22 protein-coding genes are annotated in these 20,856 nt (G+C 50.2%); 19 read left to right on the forward strand and 3 right to left on the reverse strand.

Annotated elements, in window-relative coordinates; translation table 11 throughout:
- Positions 1-121 precede the first annotated feature (121 nt).
- The 11 genes from DWY93_RS05715 to DWY93_RS05770 all read left to right on the forward strand — a co-directional run bounded on the left by DWY93_RS05715 (position 122) and on the right by DWY93_RS05770 (position 9,075).
- Positions 122-2,389: a VirB4-like conjugal transfer ATPase, CD1110 family gene (locus DWY93_RS05715; RefSeq protein ID WP_117472063.1), complete on the forward strand. Its 2,268-nt coding sequence runs from the start codon at positions 122-124 to the stop codon at positions 2,387-2,389.
- 279 nt (positions 2,390-2,668) lie between these two features.
- Entirely contained in the window at positions 2,669-4,336 is a 1,668-nt protein-coding gene (locus DWY93_RS05725; RefSeq protein ID WP_117471864.1) for a CD1108 family mobile element protein, read from the forward strand.
- A 22-nt stretch (positions 4,337-4,358) separates the two neighbouring features.
- On the forward strand, positions 4,359-4,625 hold the full coding sequence (locus tag DWY93_RS05730) for a DUF4315 family protein (RefSeq protein WP_005927622.1): 267 nt from the start codon (positions 4,359-4,361) through the stop codon (positions 4,623-4,625).
- Positions 4,612-5,259 carry a DUF4366 domain-containing protein gene (locus DWY93_RS05735; protein WP_117471865.1) on the forward strand — a complete coding sequence of 216 codons (648 nt, stop codon included), beginning with the start codon at positions 4,612-4,614 and terminating at the stop codon, positions 5,257-5,259. The genes DWY93_RS05730 and DWY93_RS05735 overlap by 14 nt, the downstream gene beginning before the upstream one ends.
- On the forward strand, positions 5,256-5,453 hold the full coding sequence (locus DWY93_RS05740) for a hypothetical protein (RefSeq protein WP_117471866.1): 198 nt from the start codon (positions 5,256-5,258) through the stop codon (positions 5,451-5,453). Before DWY93_RS05735 ends, DWY93_RS05740 begins: the two co-directional genes overlap by 4 nt.
- Positions 5,454-5,855: a cysteine-rich VLP protein gene (locus tag DWY93_RS05745; protein ID WP_055650129.1), complete on the forward strand. Its 402-nt coding sequence runs from the start codon at positions 5,454-5,456 to the stop codon at positions 5,853-5,855.
- A gap of 132 nt (positions 5,856-5,987) precedes the next feature.
- Positions 5,988-6,578: a hypothetical protein gene (locus tag DWY93_RS05750; protein WP_199574569.1), complete on the forward strand. Its 591-nt coding sequence runs from the start codon at positions 5,988-5,990 to the stop codon at positions 6,576-6,578.
- Positions 6,579-6,590: 12 nt separating this feature from the next.
- Positions 6,591-6,773 (forward strand): DUF4316 domain-containing protein, encoded by a 183-nt coding sequence (locus DWY93_RS05755; RefSeq protein ID WP_117471868.1) that lies wholly within the window; start codon positions 6,591-6,593, stop codon positions 6,771-6,773.
- Positions 6,773-7,114, forward strand: coding sequence for a plasmid mobilization relaxosome protein MobC (gene mobC / locus DWY93_RS05760; protein ID WP_012741672.1), 342 nt, complete (start codon positions 6,773-6,775; stop codon positions 7,112-7,114). Before DWY93_RS05755 ends, mobC begins: the two co-directional genes overlap by 1 nt.
- A 175-nt stretch (positions 7,115-7,289) precedes the next feature.
- A complete protein-coding gene (locus tag DWY93_RS05765; RefSeq protein WP_005927606.1) occupies positions 7,290-7,580 on the forward strand; it encodes a CD1845 family protein in 291 nt (96 codons plus the stop codon).
- A 79-nt stretch (positions 7,581-7,659) separates the two neighbouring features.
- Entirely contained in the window at positions 7,660-9,075 is a 1,416-nt protein-coding gene (locus DWY93_RS05770) for a relaxase/mobilization nuclease domain-containing protein (RefSeq protein WP_117471869.1), read from the forward strand.
- Between the two features lie 169 nt (positions 9,076-9,244).
- Here the strand turns inward: DWY93_RS05770 and DWY93_RS05775 are convergent, their stop codons facing one another.
- Positions 9,245-9,610: a helix-turn-helix transcriptional regulator gene (locus DWY93_RS05775; RefSeq protein ID WP_005927604.1), complete on the reverse strand. Its 366-nt coding sequence runs from the start codon at positions 9,608-9,610 to the stop codon at positions 9,245-9,247.
- Positions 9,611-9,832: 222 nt separating this feature from the next.
- Here DWY93_RS05775 and DWY93_RS05780 point away from each other — a divergent pair, with 222 nt between their 5' ends.
- The 8 genes from DWY93_RS05780 to DWY93_RS05810 all read left to right on the forward strand — a co-directional run bounded on the left by DWY93_RS05780 (position 9,833) and on the right by DWY93_RS05810 (position 18,623).
- Positions 9,833-10,525 carry a response regulator transcription factor gene (locus DWY93_RS05780; RefSeq protein WP_007890426.1) on the forward strand — a complete coding sequence of 231 codons (693 nt, stop codon included), beginning with the start codon at positions 9,833-9,835 and terminating at the stop codon, positions 10,523-10,525.
- Entirely contained in the window at positions 10,522-11,553 is a 1,032-nt protein-coding gene (locus DWY93_RS05785; RefSeq protein WP_055192238.1) for a HAMP domain-containing sensor histidine kinase, read from the forward strand. The genes DWY93_RS05780 and DWY93_RS05785 overlap by 4 nt, the downstream gene beginning before the upstream one ends.
- Positions 11,554-11,735: 182 nt before the next feature.
- Entirely contained in the window at positions 11,736-12,401 is a 666-nt protein-coding gene (locus DWY93_RS05790; RefSeq protein WP_117471870.1) for an ABC transporter ATP-binding protein, read from the forward strand.
- Positions 12,402-12,418: 17 nt separating this feature from the next.
- Positions 12,419-14,911 (forward strand): ABC transporter permease, encoded by a 2,493-nt coding sequence (locus tag DWY93_RS05795; RefSeq protein ID WP_117471872.1) that lies wholly within the window; start codon positions 12,419-12,421, stop codon positions 14,909-14,911.
- 670 nt (positions 14,912-15,581) lie between these two features.
- Entirely contained in the window at positions 15,582-16,004 is a 423-nt protein-coding gene (locus tag DWY93_RS05800; RefSeq protein ID WP_181968500.1) for a sigma factor-like helix-turn-helix DNA-binding protein, read from the forward strand.
- A gap of 507 nt (positions 16,005-16,511) precedes the next feature.
- On the forward strand, positions 16,512-16,715 hold the full coding sequence (locus DWY93_RS05805) for a hypothetical protein (protein WP_238078031.1): 204 nt from the start codon (positions 16,512-16,514) through the stop codon (positions 16,713-16,715).
- Between the two features lie 133 nt (positions 16,716-16,848).
- On the forward strand, positions 16,849-17,025 hold the full coding sequence (locus DWY93_RS17125; RefSeq protein ID WP_181968501.1) for a hypothetical protein: 177 nt from the start codon (positions 16,849-16,851) through the stop codon (positions 17,023-17,025).
- An 89-nt stretch (positions 17,026-17,114) separates the two neighbouring features.
- Positions 17,115-18,623 (forward strand): recombinase family protein, encoded by a 1,509-nt coding sequence (locus tag DWY93_RS05810; RefSeq protein WP_005927564.1) that lies wholly within the window; start codon positions 17,115-17,117, stop codon positions 18,621-18,623.
- A gap of 31 nt (positions 18,624-18,654) precedes the next feature.
- On the opposite strand, the gene DWY93_RS05815 is transcribed toward DWY93_RS05810, so the two are convergent.
- Positions 18,655-19,644, reverse strand: a complete 990-nt coding sequence (locus DWY93_RS05815; RefSeq protein WP_242990536.1) for a hypothetical protein — start codon at positions 19,642-19,644, stop codon at positions 18,655-18,657.
- A 17-nt stretch (positions 19,645-19,661) separates the two neighbouring features.
- A complete protein-coding gene (locus tag DWY93_RS05820) occupies positions 19,662-20,780 on the reverse strand; it encodes a tyrosine-type recombinase/integrase (RefSeq protein WP_117471876.1) in 1,119 nt (372 codons plus the stop codon).
- Positions 20,781-20,856: the final 76 nt, after the last annotated feature.

Raw genomic sequence — 20,856 nt, forward strand, 5'->3', positions numbered from 1 at the left:
AAACAGCAGAAGGGCCGGAAAGCCCGCAGGCAGAAAGCCTGAAAAGCAGGGCCTTACCGGCCTGTTCACAAAAGGAAAGAACATTCCCACCACCGCCCAGCAGACCCTCCCTTACCGGGAAATGTACCGGGATGGGGTGTGCCGGGTAACGGACCGCTATTACACCAAAACCATTGAATACGAGGACATCAACTACCAGCTCGCACAGTCCGAAGATCAGGCGGCCATCTTTGACGGGTGGAGCGCCTGCCTCAACTACTTTGACAGCAGCCTTCCGTTCCAGCTTTCCTTCCTCAACCACCGAAGCCGCCCGGGCAGCCGGTACAGCGTGAACATCCCCATGCAGGATGACGATTACAACAGCGTCCGGTGTGAGTATGTGGAAATGCTGGAAAACCAGATCGCCAAAAGCAACAACGGCATTGTCCGCACAAAGCTCCTGACCTTCGGCGTGAATGTGGACGACCTTCCCACCGCCAGGGCAAGGCTGGAACGTGTAGAGGCGGACATTTGCGGGAACTTCAAAAAGCTGGGCGTCAAGTGCCGCTCCCTTTCGGGGCTGGAACGGCTGGAGCTTCTTCACGGGCAGCTCCACCCCGGCAGCGGCTCCCCCTTCCGGTTTTCATGGGATATGATCCCCAAAACCGGGCTTTCCACCAAAGACTTTATCGCCCCGGACAGCTTCGACTTCCGTTTCAGCCGTCTGTTCCGGGTGGGGACGACTTGGGGTGCCGCCTCCTACTTGCAGATTTTGGCCTCGGAGCTCTCGGACAAGCTGCTGGCGGAGCTTTTGGAAATGGATGCGGAAATGACCATCACTCTCCATATCCAAACCGTCGATCAGGCCGCCGCCGTAAAATCCATCAAGGCCAAAGTCTCTGACATTGACAAGATGAAGGTGGAGGAACAAAAGAAGGCAGCCCGGTCAGGGTACGACATGGACATACTTCCACCCGACCTTGTAACGTACAGCAACGACGCAAAGACCCTCTTGGAAGATTTACAGAGCCGGAATGAGCGAATGTTCCTTCTGACCTTCCTTGTGGTAAACATGGCCCCGACCCGCCGGGAGCTGGACAATGACCTGTTCACGGTGTCGGGTATCGTCCAGAAATACAACTGCACCTTGAAGCGGCTGGACTTCCAGCAGGAGGATGGTTTTCTTTCCAGCCTTCCGCTGGGCCATAACGGCATTGAGATCAAGCGCGGCATGACGACCAGCTCCACGGCCATTTTCGTTCCCTTTATGACGCAGGAGCTCCGTATGGATGGCGAAGCCGTCTATTACGGGCTCAACGCACTTTCCCATAACGTCATCATGGCAAACCGGAAAAAGCTCAAAAACCCCAACGGCCTGTTCCTCGGCGTGCCGGGCTCCGGCAAATCCTTTGCCGCAAAGCGGGAGCTTGTGAACGTGTTCCTTGCCACCCGTGACCGGATCATTGTGGTGGACCCGATGGGCGAATACTCGCCCCTTATCAAGCGGCTGGGCGGTCAGGTCATCGAGATCGCCCCGGACAGCCCCCACCACATCAATCCGATGGACATTGATTTGAGCTTCGACGAGGAAAACCCGATGGCGCTGAAAGCCGACTTTATCCTGTCGCTGATGGAGCTGATCGTCGGCGGCAAGGACGGCTTGCAGCCGGTGGAGCGTACCGTCATTGACCGCTGTGTGCGCCAGATGTACCGGGAACACTTGCAGGACCCGGAAACAAGCAAAATGCCGACCCTCCAAACCCTGTATGACCTGCTCTGTTCCCAGCCGGAGGGCGAGGCGGTACGGCTGGCAACTGCCCTTGAAATCTATGTGTCGGGTTCCCTTAACGTGTTCAACCATGAAACCAATGTGGACCTGAACCGCCGTCTGGTATGCCTTGACTTAAAAAAGCTGGGTGCCGGGCTTCGGACGATTGCCATGCTCATTATGCAGGACTTGGTAAACTCGCAGGTGTCCATGAATTTCCTGCGCGGTATCGCTACATGGTGCTACTTCGACGAATTTCATGTGCTGCTCCGTGACCGTCTGACGGCAAGCTATTGTGTGGCGATCTGGAAAATGCTGCGAAAAAAAGGGTGCGTTCCCAGTGCTTTAACGCAGAACGTAAAGGATTTTCTGGCAAGCCCGGAGATTGAGAACATCTTTGAAAACTCGGACTTCCTTGTGCTGCTCTCGCAGGCACAGGGGGACCGGCAGATTTTAGCCAAACAGCTTGGGATCAGCCCCCACCAGCTTTCCTATGTGACCCATACCAATTCCGGCGAAGGGCTGCTGTTCTTCGGGAATACCACCATCCCGTTTGTTGACCGCTTCCCGCAGAATACCGAGCTGTACGCCATTATGACCACCCGCCCGGAGGACAAAAAACAGGAAATGGACCGGGCATAACGCACTTCGGGCCATGCTGGCCCGAGGTTTGGAAAGGAGGGATATATCATCGGAAAGAAACCGGATAAACGGAATTTTCAAAGGCCGGGGCCGACGGAGGATACCGGGAGCAATCGCCCCGGGCCGGCTGAACGGGAAGGGCCTTCCCCCGCACCATCCCGACGCCTGCGGTTTAAGGACGAGGATACCGGGCAGGACAGTCCTTCGGGCCACAATGACCCGAAGTCCAAAAGCGGTAAGTTTCAAGAGGACAGCCGGAAAAGCCGTCCCTCTGACCGCATGAGGCAGGAAGATGAAGCGGGCGGGCCGCAGGATACCGGCAAGGCACAGGAGCCGGAGGGCTCCGCCGAGAAGGCCGGGAGCAAAAAGGACAAGTACCAGAAAGCACAGGCAAAAGCGGAACACGCCGGGGAAAAGCTGGGAAAGGCCTGGGAGAAACTGGACAAGACCGAGGCAAAACGGGCAGCGAAGAAGCCGCCGGGGCTTGCAAAAAAGGCAGTCCGGGGAGCCCGTACAGAAGCGTGGTTCTATGTCCACAACAAGATACACGAGGTTGAGCATGAAAATGTGGGTGTGGAAGGAGCCCATAAATCCGAGCTGGCCGCAGAGGCCGGAGCCCGGAAACTGACCCGCTATGCCAAACGCCGCTGGCGGGAACACCCAGCCCGGAAGGTGGCAAAGTGGGAACGGAAGGACATAAAAGCCCGGGCCAATGTGGATTTTCAAAAGATGGCCTCCGAGCACCCGGAACTTGCCAGCAATCCGCTTTCCCGTGTGCAGCAGAAATGGAAACTGAAACGCCGGTATTCCAAAGAAGCAAAGGCGGCTGCAAAACAGGGCGCAAAGGCCGCAAAGAAAACCGCTGCCGCTTCGGGAACTGCGACCCGTCGGGCGGCGCAGTTTGTGACCCGTCATCCCGTGGCGGTGCTGGTCCTGCTCCTGCTGTTGCTGCTCTGTTTTCTTGTGTCGGCGGTAAGCTCTATCTTTCCCACGCTTGGCAGCGGCCTTGCCAATGCGTTATCCGGCACTTCCTACGCCTCGGAGGATACGGACCTGCTGGGCGTGGACGAGGACTACACGGCGCTGGAAAACGAGCTGGCGCAGACGGTAGCGAACATCGAAAGCACCCATCCCGGCTATGACGAGTACCGCTATTCCGTGGACGAGATCGGCCATAACCCCTATGAGCTGGTGTCCTATTTCTCTGCAAAGTACCATGTCTATTTCCGAGAACAAGTGCAGGACGAGCTGCGGGAGATTTTCGAGGCACAGTATGAACTGACCTTGACGGAGGAAGTCGAGATACGCTACCGCACCGAAACCAACACCGACCCGGAGACCGGGGAAACCACCACCGAGGAAGTCCCCTATGAGTATTACATTCTCAATGTGACCCTCACAAACAAGACGCTGCCTGCCGTGATCCTACCGAGGCTTAACGAACAGCAGCGGGAAATCTACATCGTTATGCAGCAGCTCAAAGGCAACAAACCCTATCTGTGGGAAGGGATTTACAACGGCGGCGAAGATACTGGCCCCAGCTATGAGATACCCGGCGAGGCGCTGGATGACCCGGCTTTTGCGGCGCTCATGGAAGAAGCCACAAAGTACATCGGCTGGCCCTATGTGTGGGGCGGCTCCAGCCCGTCCACCTCCTTTGACTGTTCGGGCTTTGTCTGCTGGGTGTACACGGCCAGCGGCGTCCACAACCTGCCCCGTACCACGGCGCAGGGCATTTATAACCAGTGCGCTATCATTTCCCCCTCCGAGGCAAAGCCCGGCGACATTATCTTTTTCACGGGAACCTATGACAGCCCCGGCCCTGTGTCCCATGTGGGGATTTATGTGGGCGACGGGATGATGCTCCATTGTGGTTCGCCCATCCAATACGCAAACATCAATTCAAGCTACTGGCAGACACATTTCTATGCCTTCGGGCGTTTGTGAGCCAGAGGAAAGGAGTCCTTGCATGAACAAGATCGACAAGCTCGATAAGGAACTGGAAAAAGCCCGGGAGAAGGCTGCCGAGTGGCAGGCCAAAATCCGGGAGCTGGAAAAGCAGAAACAGGAGGAAGAAAACAGCCAGATCGTGCAGGCGGTGCGCTCCCTCAAACTGACGCCCGCCCAGCTTATGGCTTTTCTGAATGACCCCAAAAACAGCCTTACCGCTTCGGGCCATACTGACCCGAAGCCGGAGGCACCCGAAAAGGAGGACACAGCCCATGAAGAAAACTAAATACCGCAGGCTGGCGGCGATGGCTGCCAGCCTTTTGTGTTGCCTGATCTTTACGGTCCCGGCCTACGCCCAGAGCAGCGAGCCGCAGCCGGAGACAGCTCCCGCCCCGGCGGAAACCGAAGCGGAGCCGGAAACACAGAACCCCTTTACCCCGGACGGGACGGGAACCGTGGTGGACAACGCCACCGACGAGGACGGTAAAGAGTTTTACACCATTACCACAGCAGACGAGAGCGTGTTTTATCTGGTGATCGACAAACAGAAAACCAGCGAGAACGTCTATTTCCTCAATACCGTTACCACAGACGACCTTCTGCCTCTTGCCGAACAGGGTAAGGAACCGCCCAAAGAAGTGACCCCGGAGCCAGAGCCAAAGCCCATCGAACCTGTGGAGGAAGTACCGGAACCCGAGCCGGAGAAAAAGGACAGCCCCCTTCTCTCTCTGCTCCTGATCGGTGCGGTGGTGCTGGCCGGCGGTGGGATTGGTTACTATTTCAAGATTTACAAGCCGAAGCATGAGGCCCCGGATTTGGAAGATGATTACTGCGAATATGAGGACGGGGAGCTGGAGGAGATCGCAGAGGAACCCGATGACGAAGATACCCCGCCGTGGGAGGAAGATACGGAGGAATGAGAATGAATTTTACAAGCAGCCCTTTTGAACGAATGATGAAGGAAGTACCGCACCCCGGCTGGAACAATGACGACCCTTGTAAGGGATGCCGTTACTACAAGGAGTGCAAAGGAAAGAAAAAACAGTGCCGCAAGAAGTTCCGGGCGCTGATCGTGGAGTCCCGCCCTTCGGGCCATCGTGGCCCGAAGTCATAAATGGACGCCCGGGAGCTGACCCGTGACGAGAAGAAGAAAATCCGCACTCTGGTCACGGGGATGTGCGCCAACTATGACCGGGAAAGCGGCCTGTGCCTTCCTCTTGACTGTGCCTGCTATATGCTACACAAGTGCTGGACAGGGGCGTACTGCCGTTACTTCCGTGAGGCTGTCCTGCCCCTTAACCCGGAGCTTCAAGCGGCGCTGACAACGGAAGGCATCTCCCCGGAGTTGCGGGCCTGTGCGGTCTGCGGAAAGGCATTTTTGCCCGAGGGGCGTCAAGCCTACTGCTCCGACGCCTGCAAGGCCGAAGGGAACCGACGGAAAAGCCGGGAACGCATGAGGAAGATGCGGGAGAAAAGGCCGGGCGGCTGTTACGATTTGCCGCCTCCAAAGGCTTGACATTCCGGGCTTTTTTGAGGGTGTTTCCGGGGTGGGAATATCTTATTACATTCCTCCCCGGTCTGCCCTCTTATTTCGTAACATCCAGCACTTCGGGTCATGTTGGCCCGAGGCACAGAAAGGAGGAATCTCTTGGAGACAGTACAAGGATATGTAATTTTGAAAGCTGCCACCTTTGAAACCGGACACGGCTTTGCGCTGGGGCATAATCCGGGAGCGCCGAGCCCCTTTGTGACCTGGCAGTTTACCGAGGGGGAAAACGGCCATCGGGATTACTACTGGGGTCGCTATGGAACCAGTCAGGCATGGGCGCAGAGGGACTTTGACCGCCGGGTGGACGACTATCAGCAGTTTTACCATGCGGCGGTCAAGCATACCGAGCTGGGACCGGAGGGCGTTTACCGCTATTATTCCACCCAGCGGCCCGTGGACATAGGAACTTACCCGAAGCCGCCGGATAACCAGCCTCTTTCCATCGTCAACTACGATGATGACAGGCGGCGTCCTGTGGCAGACGGCAGGCTGATGGCATGGGGCGAACTGACCTACGCAAAGCCGCTGACCGAAAAGCAGATGGAGGATTATGAGCTGAAACCAGCACCGGGCAATCCTGACCGGGTGCGCCCATCCATTACTGCCCGGCTCAAAGATGAAACCAGAGGGCAGGAACCCCCGAAGGAGCCCGGCCAGAAGCGGAGCCATAAAAACCATGAGGAACGATAAAGGAGGATCGCCATGCACGAAAAAGACAACTATCTGAAAACCGCCGAGCTCTCCACAGAGCAGAACTGCAACATGATCGACGGCGTACCCAACAACACGCCCATCCCGCCCACGCCCCTGGAGCTGGACGCAAAACCGCTTGATAAGGTAAAGGAACCCAAAGAGCGCCGGAAAGGCCGGGAGCTGGAACGCTGATGGAGAACCGCAAGCGGAATGTCCATCTGCACGTCATGGTAACGCCGGACGAGCTGGCAGCCATCCATGAACGGATGGCTGAGGCGGGCATTTCCAACGCCGGGGCTTATGTACGGAAAATGGCTCTGAATGGGTATATCCTGCACATCGACCTTGCGCCCGTAAAAGAGCTGATCTCTCTGCAACGGCGCTGTTCTAACAATCTCAATCAGGTTGCCATACACGCACATACCTATGGCGTGTACCCGGAGGAAATCGACGGATTGAAGCGGGACTATGAAAAGCTGTGGGGCGAGGTGTCAAAGGTGCTGCGGGAGCTCTCCGAGCTGGTGGCAAAGTAAGACGAGGGCGGCAGGCTTCCGTTGCGGGGCTTGCCGCCCTGCTCTTTTTTTACCACTTCGGGCCAGTATGACCCGAAAGTTTGGGACAGGATTTACTAATCTTTCGCAACATTTATGTCCCCGGGCAGGCATGATAAAATAGAGGTAGGAAGGATAGATAAAGGAGGTTTTGAAGATGAAGATACTGCTGAAAATATTGGTTGCTCCCTTTGCTTTAGCGTTGTCCCTTCTGGCGGCTCTGCTGGTGTTCCTATTTGATATTTGTGCCGTCCTGCTGACGATTGCCTCTGTGATCCTGACGGTGCTGGGTGTCGCTCTCTTTTTCACGCCGACGCCCATAGGCGGGATTGTATTTCTGTTTCTTGCCTTCCTTCTTTCGCCGTATGGACTGCAAGCGGCGGCGGGCTCCCTTCTTTGGGCGCTGGACGGAGGCAAATCCGCTCTGTACCGGTTTCTGGCAAGTTAAGCAGCCTCGGGCCATACTGGCCCGAAGTCGGGGCGGTCTGAATGGGCCGCCCCTTTCTCATGGAAAGGAGGAATGATTTTTGGCTACCACAACTTTGTTACAGCGCCATGCGGGCGAAGGCGAAACGATTGCTGAGGCTATCCGGGATTGTCTGGACTATGGCAAGGACCCGGAGAAAACAGAAAGCGGAAAGTATATCTCCGCTTATGAATGTGATCCGGCCACCGTGGCGGACGAGTTCCTTTTGGCAAAGGCCAGCTATGCCGCTATGACGGGCCGGGAACAGAAGAGAGAAAATAATGTGCTGTGCTATCAGATACGACAATCCTTCTATCCGGGCGAGATCACCCCGAAGGAGGCGAACCGTATCGGCTATGAGCTGGCTATGCGCTGGACAAAGGGGCGGCACGCTTTTATCGTTACCACGCACATCGATAAGCAGCACATCCATTGTCACATTTATTACAACTCCACCATCCTTGACTGCACCCGGAAATTCCGAAATTTTTGGGGCTCCAGCTTCGCCCTTCGGCGGCTCTCTGACAGGCTGTGCCTTGAAAACGGGCTATCCATCGTGGAGAACCCGAAGCCCCGGAGCAAGGGCAAGTATCGGAACTATGGAGAGTGGCAGAAAGACCGGAAAGGGCCGCTTTCCTATCAGGACAGGCTGCGCCTTGCCATTGATACTGCGTTGGCGGAACGCCCCGCTGATTTGGACGAATTTCTCAATTTGATGAAGCGGGCCGGGTATGAGGTCAAGACGGTTCGGGGCGGCGGTATCAGCTTCCGGCTGACCGGGCAGGGACAGGAACGCTTCACCCGTCTGCGTGCCTCCACGCTGGGGGACGGCTACGACTTGCAAGATGTTCTGTCCGCCATTGAGGGCAAAGAAAAACGCCCCGGGCGCTCGGAGCGGAAAATCAGTCTGGCGGTGGATATTCAAGCAAAACTGGCTGCCGGTAAGGGACCGGGATATGAACGCTGGGCGAAGGTATTTAACATTAAGCAGATGGCCGCCGCTCTTGCCTATATACAGGACAATAACCTGACCGATTATGAGCAGTTGGCGAAGAAAGCCACCGAGGCGGCAGACCGTTTCCATGTTATTTCCGAACAGGTCAAGCAGACGGAACAGGCCATGAAAACCAATGCCGGGCTAAAGGCCGCAACGGTTCAGTATGCCAAAACCCGCCCAGTCTTTGAGCAGTATAAGGCGACGAAGTACAGCCGGAAATTCCTTGCGGAGCATGAGGCCGACCTTGAACTGTACCGGGCTGCACAAGCGGAAATGCGCTCTCTGCTGGGCGGGGCGAAGCTCCCTAAAATGGATGTGCTGAAGGAGGAAGGCCGCAAGCTCACAGCAAAGAAAAAACAGCTCTATGGAGAATACCAGAAGGCACGACGGGATATGCAGGAGATCGTCACGATCAAGGCGAACATTGACACTCTGATGGGCTACACCGGGCCGGGACGAACGCAGGAAAAGGAGCGTTAAGGTTATGAAAATAAGGAGCAAAGCGACGCTGACACTTCGGGCCATGTTGGCCCGAAGATACGGGTTTGGGGCGAGCCCCAACAAGCCGCCTTTGTGCCACTTGTGGCCACAGAGGCATTGCTTGCCACTTAGCGGCAGCCCCTAAAATGGCGCAAAAAAACAGAGGCCCTTATTCTGGAACCTCCGTTTCTCTGGCTTTCTTAATGCCCTCGGCTGTGGCTTCTATCACGACAAGCTCTTTTTCATTCATGGAGTTTAGAAGTACATCAATGTGCTTTCTGCAAGAGCTTGACCTTGCCCCTCCATCCGCATGAATAAACTGGTCAACTGAGACGTCAAACATAGTAATGAGTTTAACAAAAAGGTCGAAGCTGGGATACTGCCCCTTGTTCTCAATATTCATAATGGTACGGGAGTCACGGTCTACTAATTCCGCAACATAGGCTTGTGTCCAGCCCTTTTCTTCTCTGGCTCGTTTGAGTGCCAGCCCGAGGCCGTGAAAGTCAAACCTTCTTTCATCTTGGTTCATTCTCATATCACCCTATATCATTGTACATTTCTGGTTGGATTATGAGAATGTAATGAAACTTTATGTAAGGTAGTATTTCATTTCACTATTCACTTGTAAAATCTTGATGTAAAAGCCAACAGGCTATATAATTTATGAAGAAATAATTTTTTCAAAAATTCGTCCGCTGTAACATTTCACGGACATTTGCCTGTTATACTATCTGCAAAAAGCAAAGGAAGTGAGGATATGAAGCAGATTTTAATTGTCGAGGACGACAGTTTTTTGAATAAGATGTTGGCCTATAACCTGACCGCAGACGGCTACGGCGTGACTTCTGCCCTAAATGCCAGAACCGCAGCCGAAGCCATCCGCCAGCGGGAATTTAATTTAGTGCTGCTGGACATCAACCTGCCGGACGGGAACGGTTTTGAACTGTGCAAGCTGATAAAGCCCCAGCACCCGGATACCATCGTGATTTTCCTGACCGCCAACGATCAGGAGAGCGACCAGATACGGGGCTATGAGGTGGGCGCGGTGGACTACATCACAAAGCCCTTTGTGATCGGGGCCTTGCAGCGGAAAATCAAAGCCATGTTCGCCATGCTGGAACACCACAAACCGGCCAAGGACATTTACGACGACGGGCGGCTGTTTCTGGACTTCTCGGAACAGACGGCTTCCTTAAATGGCAAGCCCCTGACCCTATCCCCGATGGAGTACAAAATGCTGAACCTGTTCCGCAAAAATCCCCGGCAAGTGCTGACCCGTGGGCAGCTTTTGGAAAAGCTGTGGGATATAGACGAAAGGTTTGTAGACGAACACACCCTGACAACTTCTATCAGCCGGATTCGCAGCAAGATTGAATCCGACGGCGGCGCGCCCTACATCAAGACCGTTTACGGCATGGGCTATCAATGGACGGGAGGCGAGGCAAAATGAAGTTTCAAAACCTCTCGGTAAAGCGGCTGTTTGGCCGGGTGGCAATAGGGTTTGCCCTCTCCATGTCCGGGATCACCATAGCCCTTTTTCTTGTGACAAAACAGACAGCGGTGCTGCTGACGGGCGGGGCGCTGCTGTTGTGCGCCCTTGTAGGGATTTTTGTACTGACGCAGGCGTTTGGAAAACGGTTATCACAGTTTACCGCTGACCTGTGCCAGACCTTAGACCACATGATTGCCGGAAATGAAGCGCCCCAGCGGCCAGAGGACAGCGAAACCCAGCTTGCCAGAATCGGACACCGGCTGGCAAGGCTTTACCAGATCATGCAGGAGAACCGCCGCCGGGTGGACGAGGAACGGCAGGAGTTACAGACCCTTGTATCGGATATTTCCCATCAGGTGAAAACGCCGGTAAGCAATCTGAAAATGGCGACGGACACCCTGCTGGAAAAGCCTATGGCCGAGGCAGAGCGCACCGACTTTATCCGGGGAATCCGCAGCCAGACGGATAAGCTGGACTTTCTCTTTCAGGCCCTTGTGAAAACCTCCCGTCTGGAAACAGGCGTGATCCAGTTGGACAAGAAACCGGGCCGCCTCTTTGATACCGTGGCACAGGCCATGAGTGGGATCGTGTATGCAGCGGAGAAAAAGGAAATCGCCGTGTCCGTGGACTGCCCGGAGGATTTGACCGTTTCCCATGACAGCAAGTGGACATCGGAAGCCCTCTTTAACCTGCTGGACAATGCGGTGAAGTACACCCCGGCAGGCGGGAAAATCGCTGTGTCTGTGGTGCTGTGGGAAATGTATGTGGAAATCAAAGTGACCGACACTGGCAAGGGCATTTCCGAAAGCAATCAGGCCGCTATCTTCCAGCGCTTCTATCGTGAGGAAGAAGTACACGAACAGCAGGGTGTGGGCATTGGCCTGTATCTGGCCCGCGAGATCGTAACGCGGCAGGGCGGCTATATCAAAGTGGTTTCGGAGCCGGGCAAGGGTTCGGAATTTTCCATTATGCTTCCCTTGCGTTGAGAGAAACTTTCTGCTTCGGGTCAAGTTGGCCCGAGGTGCAGAGATAAAATGAAATGTCCGAGCGTTGTAACATTTCACCTCAATCTTCAATGAATTTTTTTAGCCGCTGTAACATTTCGCGGACATTTGGGTTTTACAATACACTTATCAACAGGTAGGAAGCCTTGAAAGGAGTTTTGAATATGAGCGTTTTACAGACGATTGACCTGAAAAAGTATTACGGTACAGAACCGAACATTACCCGCGCCCTTGACGGCGTAAATTTCTCCGTGGAGGACGGCGAGTTTGTGGCTGTTGTGGGAACCTCTGGTAGCGGCAAGTCCACCCTGCTTCACATGATGGGCGGGCTGGACACTCCCACCAGCGGAACCGTGATCGTCCGGGGCGAAGAACTGGCAAAGAAGAACGATGAACAGCTTACCATCTTTCGCCGCCGCAACATCGGCTTTATCTTCCAGAACTATAACCTTGTTCCTATTCTGAATGTGTATGAGAACATCGTCCTGCCGGTGGAGCTGGACGGGGACACGGTGGATCAGAAGTTTTTGGACGAGATCATTCACCTGCTGGGGCTGGAAGATAAACTGAAAAATATGCCGAATAATCTTTCCGGCGGACAGCAGCAGCGTGTGGCGATTGCACGCGCCCTGATTACCAAACCGGCTATCGTGCTGGCCGACGAGCCGACCGGTAACCTTGACAGCAAGACCAGCGCCGAGGTGCTGGGGCTTATCAAGCGCACCAGTGCGGAGTTCCGGCAAACCGTTGTGATGATTACCCACAACAACGATATTGCCCGTCTTGCAGATCGGATTGTCCGCATTGAGGACGGCAAAATTGTGGAATAAGTAGGGGGTGGCAGACTATGACATGGCCTTTTGAAAATGATACCAGTAACATTGAAAAGAAACTGGCAAAGCGCAGTTTGCACCATGAACGGCAGCGTAATTTATTTGCAATCATTGCTCTGGCGCTAACTGCATTTATGATAACTGCGACATTCAGTATTGGCTTTAGTTACTTTGAAACCTACCAAATGCAACAAATCCGCTTAATGGGAACTACCGCAGATGCCGGAATCACAAATGTAACGGAAGAACAGTTGGTTGAGATTTCAAAATCAAGTCTTGTACTTGACGTAGGCATACAGCAGCGTTTAGGCAGTGTTGATACAGAACAACTGAGAAACGCAAGATTAGGTGTAGTATGGATAAATGATACAGAGTGGGAACACCACCGTCTTCCTACTATATCAGGTGTTGTAGGAAATTATCCGTTAAGTAAAAGCGAAATCATGTTGCCTACATGGGTGCTTGAACAGATGGGTATTTCTGATCCACAAATAGGGATGGAAATTGTGTTGTCATACCAAATTGGCGATAGCTATGATTATGTCACGGACACCTTTTTGCTGTCGGGCTACTATACGGACTACATTCCAATGCGCACAAATAATCGTGGTTATGTTTATGTTTCATCCGCTTTTAAGGATAGCTTAAATGTATCACTGGATAATAGTGTTACGGCAATGATCCGTTTTCAAGGCAATGATAATGCTGACAAAAACTGTGAAAGATTGCGGCGTGAGATTGACTTTACAGAAGGGCAAACATTTGAAATTGTACCATTAGAACAGGCAAATGGTGGAACTATTATTTTAGCTGTAATAATTTTAGCAGTTTTTATATCCTTTAGCGGCTATCTGCTGATTTATAATATTCTTTATGTCTCTGTCGTAAAAGATGTGCAATTCTATGGCCGTCTTAAAACGATTGGAACGACCCAAAGGCAGATAGAGAGAATTATCTATAAGCAGGCAATCAGAATCTCTTGTATTGGTATTCCGATTGGTCTGTTACTTGGTGCGGTTGTTTCCTTTGGCATTGTTCCTCACTTCCTGAATATGATGTATTCAACAAATTCTGATGTGGGAACAAAAGTATCTTTTTCGCCGTTTATTTTCATAGGAGCGGCCATATTTACGTTCATTACCGTTATGATTGCAAGCATGAAGCCCGCCAAAATTGCCGGAAGTGTTTCACCAATAGCAGCACTCCAATATACAGCAGCCAGCACAAAGAGCAGCGCCAGAAATTGTAGCAAAATGAAGTTGTCCAGAATGGCATGGAACAATGTCTTTCGTAATGCTAAGAGTACAACCCTTGTTTTTGCATCGCTTTTTTTCGGCCTTTCCTTGTTCCTTGTCGTCACAGGGCTATTACATGGTTTAAGCCCGGAGAATTATGTGAGCCAATGGGGAGTAAGCGATTTTGCACTCACATATAGTATCCACGAAAGAGAAGATTTAATTTCCAGCGAAATGGTTTCAGAGATTGGTCAGCTTGACGGCATTGAGAATTTGAGGTTGACCTATGCACCTTATCCTCAAGTAGCAGCAGATGTTGTATATGACGATGCTGTATTTCACGAGTTTCTTGCGTCATTAGACGGAGTAAACGGCATTGATTTTTCTGATCCGGCAAAATTAGAAAATTATCAGCAAAACTTTTTTAGCGGGGTTTTTGGAATTGACAGTGCATATTTGGAAGAAATCAATAAAACCTTAAACTTGCCTATTGACACGTCTGCCTTTGAACAAGGAAAGGTTGTGCTGCTGTCCAAAACAGTAGAAGGCCTTATTCAGCCAGGGCAGGAAATAACAATCCAGACGCAGAACGGACAGCATTCCTTTATTGTAGCGAACGGTTATTTGAATGAAGGGTTTCGAGCAGGAGGAGGCAATGAGAGAGGGACGGCTCCTGATTTGTATATTAGTCAAACAGCTTTGAAAGAACTCTTTCCGCAATATAGAGTGTTCCGCGTGGCCTTTGATACGGATGGTCAACATGACGAAAGTATACTGCAAGAATTAAAGCAAATCACCGCATCACAAGCTAACATTGATATTATATCCCGATATGAACGGCGAGAAGAAATGCAGGAATATCTCATTACAGCAAAGGTTTTAGGAACAGGGTTGTCCGTGATCCTGCTGCTTGTTGGTGTCATGAACTTTGTCAATACAATGGTTGTCAATGTAAATACTCGGCGCTATGAATTAGCTGTTCTTGAAAGCATTGGAATGACAAAGCGACAAATCAAACGAATGCTATTTATGGAAGGTTTCTATTATTGGGGTGTTTCCCTTTCCCTTGCAGTCACCATTGGAACAGCAATCTTCATCTTGCTATATATGATTTTTAGTAAAGTGGCCTATTATGCTGTTTTCTCCTATCCATTTATCCCACTGGTGCTGGTGTCTGGACTGGTGTTGCTAATCTGCCTTATTGTGCCTATATGGGTCTACAAAACTGACGTTAACCTTCCAGTTGTGGAGCGATTGCGGTTGACAGAGTGAGTTTAATCAAATAGCAAAACATCCTTAGATCAATCATATCGAAGCGGAGCAGATTTTAGCTGCTCCGCTTCTTTAGTATTTTTCAAAAAATTCTTTTGAAATGTCCGAGCTTTGTAACAATTCAGCCTGTTTTTCTGTCGAAATCAAAGACGCCTCGGACATTTGTGTAACATTTGTAGTTTATGCTTGTGGTAAATCAATTAAGAAACATCTGCCCCCACAGCGGGGAAAAGAAAAAAACCGCTGACGGGCAGAGGATTTCGTGTGCTTTCCTATATCACTGACGATACGGCGGTTTTGAGAAATCAGAGCCGCCGTTTCTTTTCGCCCCCCTAAACCAACGACGACCTAACACCGTGTAAATCCACGGCGGCATATAGGAGGATTGCCGCCGTGTCTATCTTTGCCTTTTTTCACAGTGCCCATGACCTACATCAGTTAAAAAAAGCATAGCCCCGCCTCCGGGTTATTCCGGCTATGTATGCGAAATTTGTTGGAACCTCAACTATTATGTCATTTCATGCGTCCGTGTGGCTTCATGCCGCCCGGGCGCTTTTGCGTTCTTATGGGGCTGCTTCGGGTCATGTTGGCCCGAAGTCATTCCCCGGTGCCGCTCCCCGCCGCCTTCGTTTCGGTCACTCGTCAACCAACAACCGAAACGGAGGTCAATATGGCTATTATCAATTTGCGGGACTATTACCCATTCTATACATCGGATTGCTTCATGGAAGTATCGGAAGAAGTTGCAGAAATGTTCAAAGAGTTTGATCGTAAAGAGGCTGCTTATCGGCTGCGTACATACCGCCACAAAGCCTACTATTCCCTTGATCGGGATGACGGGCTGGAGCATGAGGCTGTCTTTGTCGCTTTATCTCCCCATGAACTGTATGAGCGGAAAGTGACCATGCAGGAACTTCACGCAGCGATTACCAGTCTGCCAGACAAACAGGCAAAACGGATTTACGCCCATTTCATTCTCGGCATGACCAAACAGGACATTGCCCGGGCAGAGGGCGTCCATGAAAAAGTGATTCGTGTCGCAATCGAGCGAGGTCTGCGTCGCTTAGAAAAAATTTTGAAAAATTCTTTGTAAGGCGTACCGATTTAGGCCGGAAAATGAAATGGCTTATGAGAGGTAAAACACTTCGGGTCACAATGGCCCGAGGTTCAGACAAGCCTCATGCAGATTGAAAATTGAATAAAAAGACACCCGGATACGAAGGGGAACGCGCTGTGTGACAGACCCGCCATGACCTCAGATTTCAGAGAATACAGTCTTTGTAAAACTGAGCGAGCGAACAGGTCCATGCCATAGGTGGGGCAAGGCTGGCTCCACCGGAACAGGCGCAGAACCCGGATACTTGCGTTTAGTCACAGTCCGAGCGTTGAAGCGGTCTTGCAAGCCGTGAGCCGTCGCAGGCAATGAGAACGCCTTGCCATCAGAATGGGGAGAGTTGAAATACTATGGGGCATGAAGCCTATGTCCGTCCGGTGTGTCTGAAATGAAATGAAAACCCATGGGGAGCCCCCGGCAATGCTGTCTGATGATAGGCCAACCGATCCGGCGTGGCTCCCCATCTTTTCAAAAGAGGAGCACTTTATGGGAAATGCGTTTGGAATGATCCCCGGCTTGGAACCGGACGAATGGAGCAATGACGCCTGCCGTGGTTATGTCATTATGGCAATGGAGAACTGCGGATTTTCAAAGAAGGATATACGGCGAGTTGTGGGGCAACTTTATGAAATATTTGACCTCAACAGCGTGGAGGACGCCAAAGAAAAGTACCTTTCCAGTCCTTGCTGACCTCGGGCCACATTGACCCGAAGTGGAGAAAGCTCAAAGGGCGGCACCTGCTGGGTGCCGTCTTTTGACATTTCCCCACAGGACAAGCGGGAAAGGCTGGCATATACACGCACTTTCGCAAAGGAGGTTTTCAATGACGCAAGCTGTCACTTATGAACGAGAAACAAAGTCTGTCGTATTTCAAGGGAAGATCATTGTGCTGGAAAGCCTCACGCCGGTGCTTCCACCGAAGGAGAAAGAACAGCGCAAAAAAGAAATTGAGCGCTGCCTTTTTGAGGTGTTCAGCAAATATGGGGACAGGTTTCCCTAATCATTCGCAACATTGTTGTCCGGGGCTGCTGATGGTATAATATAATTGTAAGGTTGGTAGCTCCATTCCAGCAAGGAAAGGAGCCCAATATGGAATTTATCAGAGAAGATTGTATTTACGCAAGACAGTCAGTAGACCGCAAGGACAGTATCAGCATTGAAAGTCAGATCGACTTTTGCAAGTATGAATTGAAAGGCGGGAGCTGCCGGGTATTTAAGGACAAAGGTTATTCCGGTAAGAATACGGACAGACCGGAGTTTCAAAAGCTGCTGGGCGAGATCCGCAAAGGAAAGGTCCGGCGGGTCATCGTGTACAAGCTGGACCGTATAAGCCGCTCTATTCTGGACTTTGCAACGATGATGGAGCTGTTTCAAGAGTATGATGTGGAGTTTGTATCATCCACAGAAAAGTTTGATACTTCGACCCCGATGGGCCGGGCCATGCTGAATATCTGCATTGTATTCGCCCAGCTTGAACGTGAGACAATTCAGAAGCGTGTCACAGACGCCTACTATTCACGGTGCCTGAAAGGCTTTCACATGAGCGGACAGGCACCATACGGTTATCAGTTAGAGCCTACTGTGGTAGAGGGTATCCGCACAAAGAAAATGGTTGCCGACCCCGTAGCCGCCGACCATGTTCGGCTGATGTTTGAAATGTACGCTGAACCGGAAACCTCCTTCGGAGATATTACCCGATACTTCGAGGAACATGACATAAAAATTTATGGCAAATCCATGTTCCGTACATTTCTTTCCCAGCTTTTAAGAAACCCCGTTTACGCACAGGCCGATTTGGAGCTGTACGAATTTTTCAAGAGTCAGGGTGCAGCGATTGTCAATGACGCTTCTGACTTTGCCGGAACAAACGGCTGCTATCTCTATCAGGGGCGGGATGTGAAGGAGGACAAGGACAGGTGCTTAAAAGACCAGATACTTGTTATCGCTCCCCATGAAGCACTCATTTCCTCTGACACATGGCTGAAATGCCGGAAAAAACTTATGGCAAATACCACCTTCCAGCAGGGACGGAAACCGAAGAACACTTGGCTGGCTGGAAAAATCAAATGCGGGCATTGTGGGTATGCTCTGAAAGCCACCCATGTACCAAACAGCACCGGATATTTCCGCTGTACCAAACGGACGGAAAACAAAGGCTGTCCGGGCTGTGGGAAAATCCGCAAAGAAGAATTTGAGCAATTCATTTTCTCGGCCATGCAGGAAAAGTTCAAAGACTTTCAGATACTCCACGGCAGAGAGGAAAAAGTCAATCCGAAACTGACCGCCTATCAAGTGGAGCTGGCACAGGTGGAGGCAGAAATTGAAAAGCTGCTGGATACGCTAACCGGAGCCAATGCGACCTTGCTTGCCTACGCTAACAAAAAAATTGAAGAACTGGACACCCGACGCCAGACCATTTCAAAGGCAATCGCTGAATTGAGCGTTGAAACCATATCTCCCCAGCAGATAAAGAAGTTATCCTATTATCTCGACAACTGGGACAGCATAGATTTTGACGACAAAAGAAAAGCCGCCGATGGTTTGATCTCTACAATCAAGGCCACCAGCGACCGTGTTCAGATAGAGTGGAAAATCTGATATTTCCGCTCTATCGCCCCTCATTTCTATTTTATCTCGTTTGTACCCCTTGTACACCGATGTTTTCCATATACCAGACATTTGCATACCAGTGAATTTCTTTTCCACTCATAAATAGTATTTTGCGACTGTTATCCACAATCTGCATACTGTTCTTCACATTTACAACTTTCCTGGCTACAATTGTTTCCAATTTCTTTATTTGCTCCAGTTCAAGACGCTCGATATCATCAATTCCTTCCTCTATGCAAAACTCATACATCCACCTTAAAGGAAGTAGATAACGCACTCTGCGATCCTTGCTGTCTTTTATATTCCTCAAGGCATAGCATAAAATCTGAAAAATTTGCCTTTTTAAATTTTCTGACGCCTTTTGGCTAAAATCCCATACCAGTTCGCTTTTATCCTGGATATAATCAAAATCTGACCCTATGTCCTGATCTGGTATGTAGGGAAGAAAAATCACTTGCCCTTCATACTTGAGCTGTTCTTTGTTTCTTCCAGAAAGTGTTTCCATTTCTTTTCGGATGTCAAACTGTTTGATCCGATCCAATGTCTTCAAATATTCAAGGCTTTTAGAGAAAGTTTTTGTCCTACGTAACTCACTTTCATACAGTTCTCTGGTTCTATAATCAATTTCCCTTACATGATGAATTCCCTGCCGTATCAAAAAATTCCTAACATTTCCTTTCAAGCGTTCTTGCACTGTATTGCACCGCTCAATTTCATCCAGCAATTCTTTATACTCATTCCGGATAAGTGCCTTCTGCAAATTTCTCAAGAATCCAGTTCGCTCAAACACCTGTTTCTTTGTAAAGCTCCCCGTTTCATGCAAAAAGATTTTATAATTACGGAAATCCTGTTCTTCTATAAGAAAAACATCATATATTCCTACACCTTTTAGATAAGACTCTGCACACTCCCAGTATGTACTCGGTACATTTATATCCGTTGTCAACTGGTTATGAAGATAATCCGCTTTATCCTGTGATTCCGTATTCAATAATCTTAATGCAGGCACATGCTTCTCCTCCTTCCCTAAAGTAATTTGTCGATTTCATAAATGGACTGATGTTTTCTATAAAATTCATCGCTGACATCAATCAACTCCTGATCCGATATATTTAAATATCTCATCGTTGTTTCTATATTTCGATGCCCAAGTGCCTGACTAATAAGTTCCAACTTCCATCCAGCCTTCCGGCGAGCATTTGCAAAATAATGCCGCAGCATATGTGGTGTTACTTTAATCCCAGTCTTCTTCTGCAGCCGTTCCATCAATGCATAGACGCCTGAGTCCTGCATCGGTTTTCCAGCATAATCTCCCGAAATGTTAATAATCAAGTACTCCTGCTGGAAAATAAGGTCTTTATATTCCTCTATATAAAACTGCAGAATTTCAAAGGTGGCATCGCTGATTTTTGCCTTCCGGTATTCTGCATTCTTAGCCCTGGCTCCATTTTCATTATCTTCTCTAAAATTGACATACAGTAAGTGTCTCTCATAATCAATATCTGTCGCATACCGGACTCCCAAAAGCTCCCCGATGCGAAATCCCGTTTCTGCTAATAATAAAAGCAGGATTTGATCGCGACAATTGGCACATGCCTTTAATAAAATCACGATCTTATCCTGCTCTATGGTCTTCCCTATATGTCCTTTTTCCTGTAGATATCCATGAAATGTATTCCGGTATAATGTCCTTTTTACTCCCACTGAATTATGTACAATAATTCTCATATCAGAGAGGACTTTTAATTGCTTTATAGATTCATCCTGCTGTCCAGAAAATCTATAAAATCGGAACACCTCTTTTAAATACGCATTACAGGTCTCATTATATGGTTTCTTTTTGTAACTATCTCCACTATGCAATCCTGCCTGTAACCATATCAAATAGTCTGTAAAGTGTTCCTGCTGCTTATCATATGGCATCTCCCATACATCATCTAACTGGATGCCAGTCTCATCTATATAATTCAGATAGTATGAAATGGCTCCTGCACTTCTTCTGATAGTATTAGGTGACAATTTTGATCTTTTTTTATGCATTAGATACTTGGAGGGCAGTAACACTATATCCTGGCTCTCCTGCTCACGAATGAAATAATATTTTTCGTGATTATCTATCTGGGAATCCACAATATACCTTGCCATATTACTTTACTCCTTTCCTCTAACGCTATACACAGTATACCGTGTTACTCTTCTCATAGCTATCACACAATGTAAC

Origin of the sequence: Clostridium sp. AF28-12 (assembly GCF_003435225.1) — a bacterium.
In the GTDB taxonomy this organism is placed as follows: Bacteria; Bacillota; Clostridia; order Lachnospirales; family Lachnospiraceae; genus Pilosibacter; species Pilosibacter fragilis.

Coding starts and splice junctions, on each gene's coding strand:
- DWY93_RS05795 (WP_117471872.1), top strand. CDS start 12,419: ATGACATGGCCTTTTGAAAATGATACCAGTAACATTGAAAAGAAACTG.
- DWY93_RS05715 (WP_117472063.1), top strand. CDS start 122: ATGTACCGGGATGGGGTGTGCCGGGTAACGGACCGCTATTACACCAAA.
- DWY93_RS17125 (WP_181968501.1), top strand. CDS start 16,849: ATGACGCAAGCTGTCACTTATGAACGAGAAACAAAGTCTGTCGTATTT.
- DWY93_RS05775 (WP_005927604.1), bottom strand. CDS start 9,610: ATGAGAATGAACCAAGATGAAAGAAGGTTTGACTTTCACGGCCTCGGG.
- DWY93_RS05810 (WP_005927564.1), top strand. CDS start 17,115: ATGGAATTTATCAGAGAAGATTGTATTTACGCAAGACAGTCAGTAGAC.
- mobC (WP_012741672.1), top strand. CDS start 6,773: ATGGAGAACCGCAAGCGGAATGTCCATCTGCACGTCATGGTAACGCCG.
- DWY93_RS05780 (WP_007890426.1), top strand. CDS start 9,833: ATGAAGCAGATTTTAATTGTCGAGGACGACAGTTTTTTGAATAAGATG.
- DWY93_RS05725 (WP_117471864.1), top strand. CDS start 2,669: ATGAGGCAGGAAGATGAAGCGGGCGGGCCGCAGGATACCGGCAAGGCA.
- DWY93_RS05745 (WP_055650129.1), top strand. CDS start 5,454: ATGGACGCCCGGGAGCTGACCCGTGACGAGAAGAAGAAAATCCGCACT.
- DWY93_RS05820 (WP_117471876.1), bottom strand. CDS start 20,780: ATGGCAAGGTATATTGTGGATTCCCAGATAGATAATCACGAAAAATAT.
- DWY93_RS05730 (WP_005927622.1), top strand. CDS start 4,359: ATGAACAAGATCGACAAGCTCGATAAGGAACTGGAAAAAGCCCGGGAG.
- DWY93_RS05740 (WP_117471866.1), top strand. CDS start 5,256: ATGAGAATGAATTTTACAAGCAGCCCTTTTGAACGAATGATGAAGGAA.
- DWY93_RS05755 (WP_117471868.1), top strand. CDS start 6,591: ATGCACGAAAAAGACAACTATCTGAAAACCGCCGAGCTCTCCACAGAG.
- DWY93_RS05805 (WP_238078031.1), top strand. CDS start 16,512: ATGGGAAATGCGTTTGGAATGATCCCCGGCTTGGAACCGGACGAATGG.
- DWY93_RS05785 (WP_055192238.1), top strand. CDS start 10,522: ATGAAGTTTCAAAACCTCTCGGTAAAGCGGCTGTTTGGCCGGGTGGCA.
- DWY93_RS05735 (WP_117471865.1), top strand. CDS start 4,612: ATGAAGAAAACTAAATACCGCAGGCTGGCGGCGATGGCTGCCAGCCTT.
- DWY93_RS05790 (WP_117471870.1), top strand. CDS start 11,736: ATGAGCGTTTTACAGACGATTGACCTGAAAAAGTATTACGGTACAGAA.
- DWY93_RS05765 (WP_005927606.1), top strand. CDS start 7,290: ATGAAGATACTGCTGAAAATATTGGTTGCTCCCTTTGCTTTAGCGTTG.
- DWY93_RS05800 (WP_181968500.1), top strand. CDS start 15,582: ATGGCTATTATCAATTTGCGGGACTATTACCCATTCTATACATCGGAT.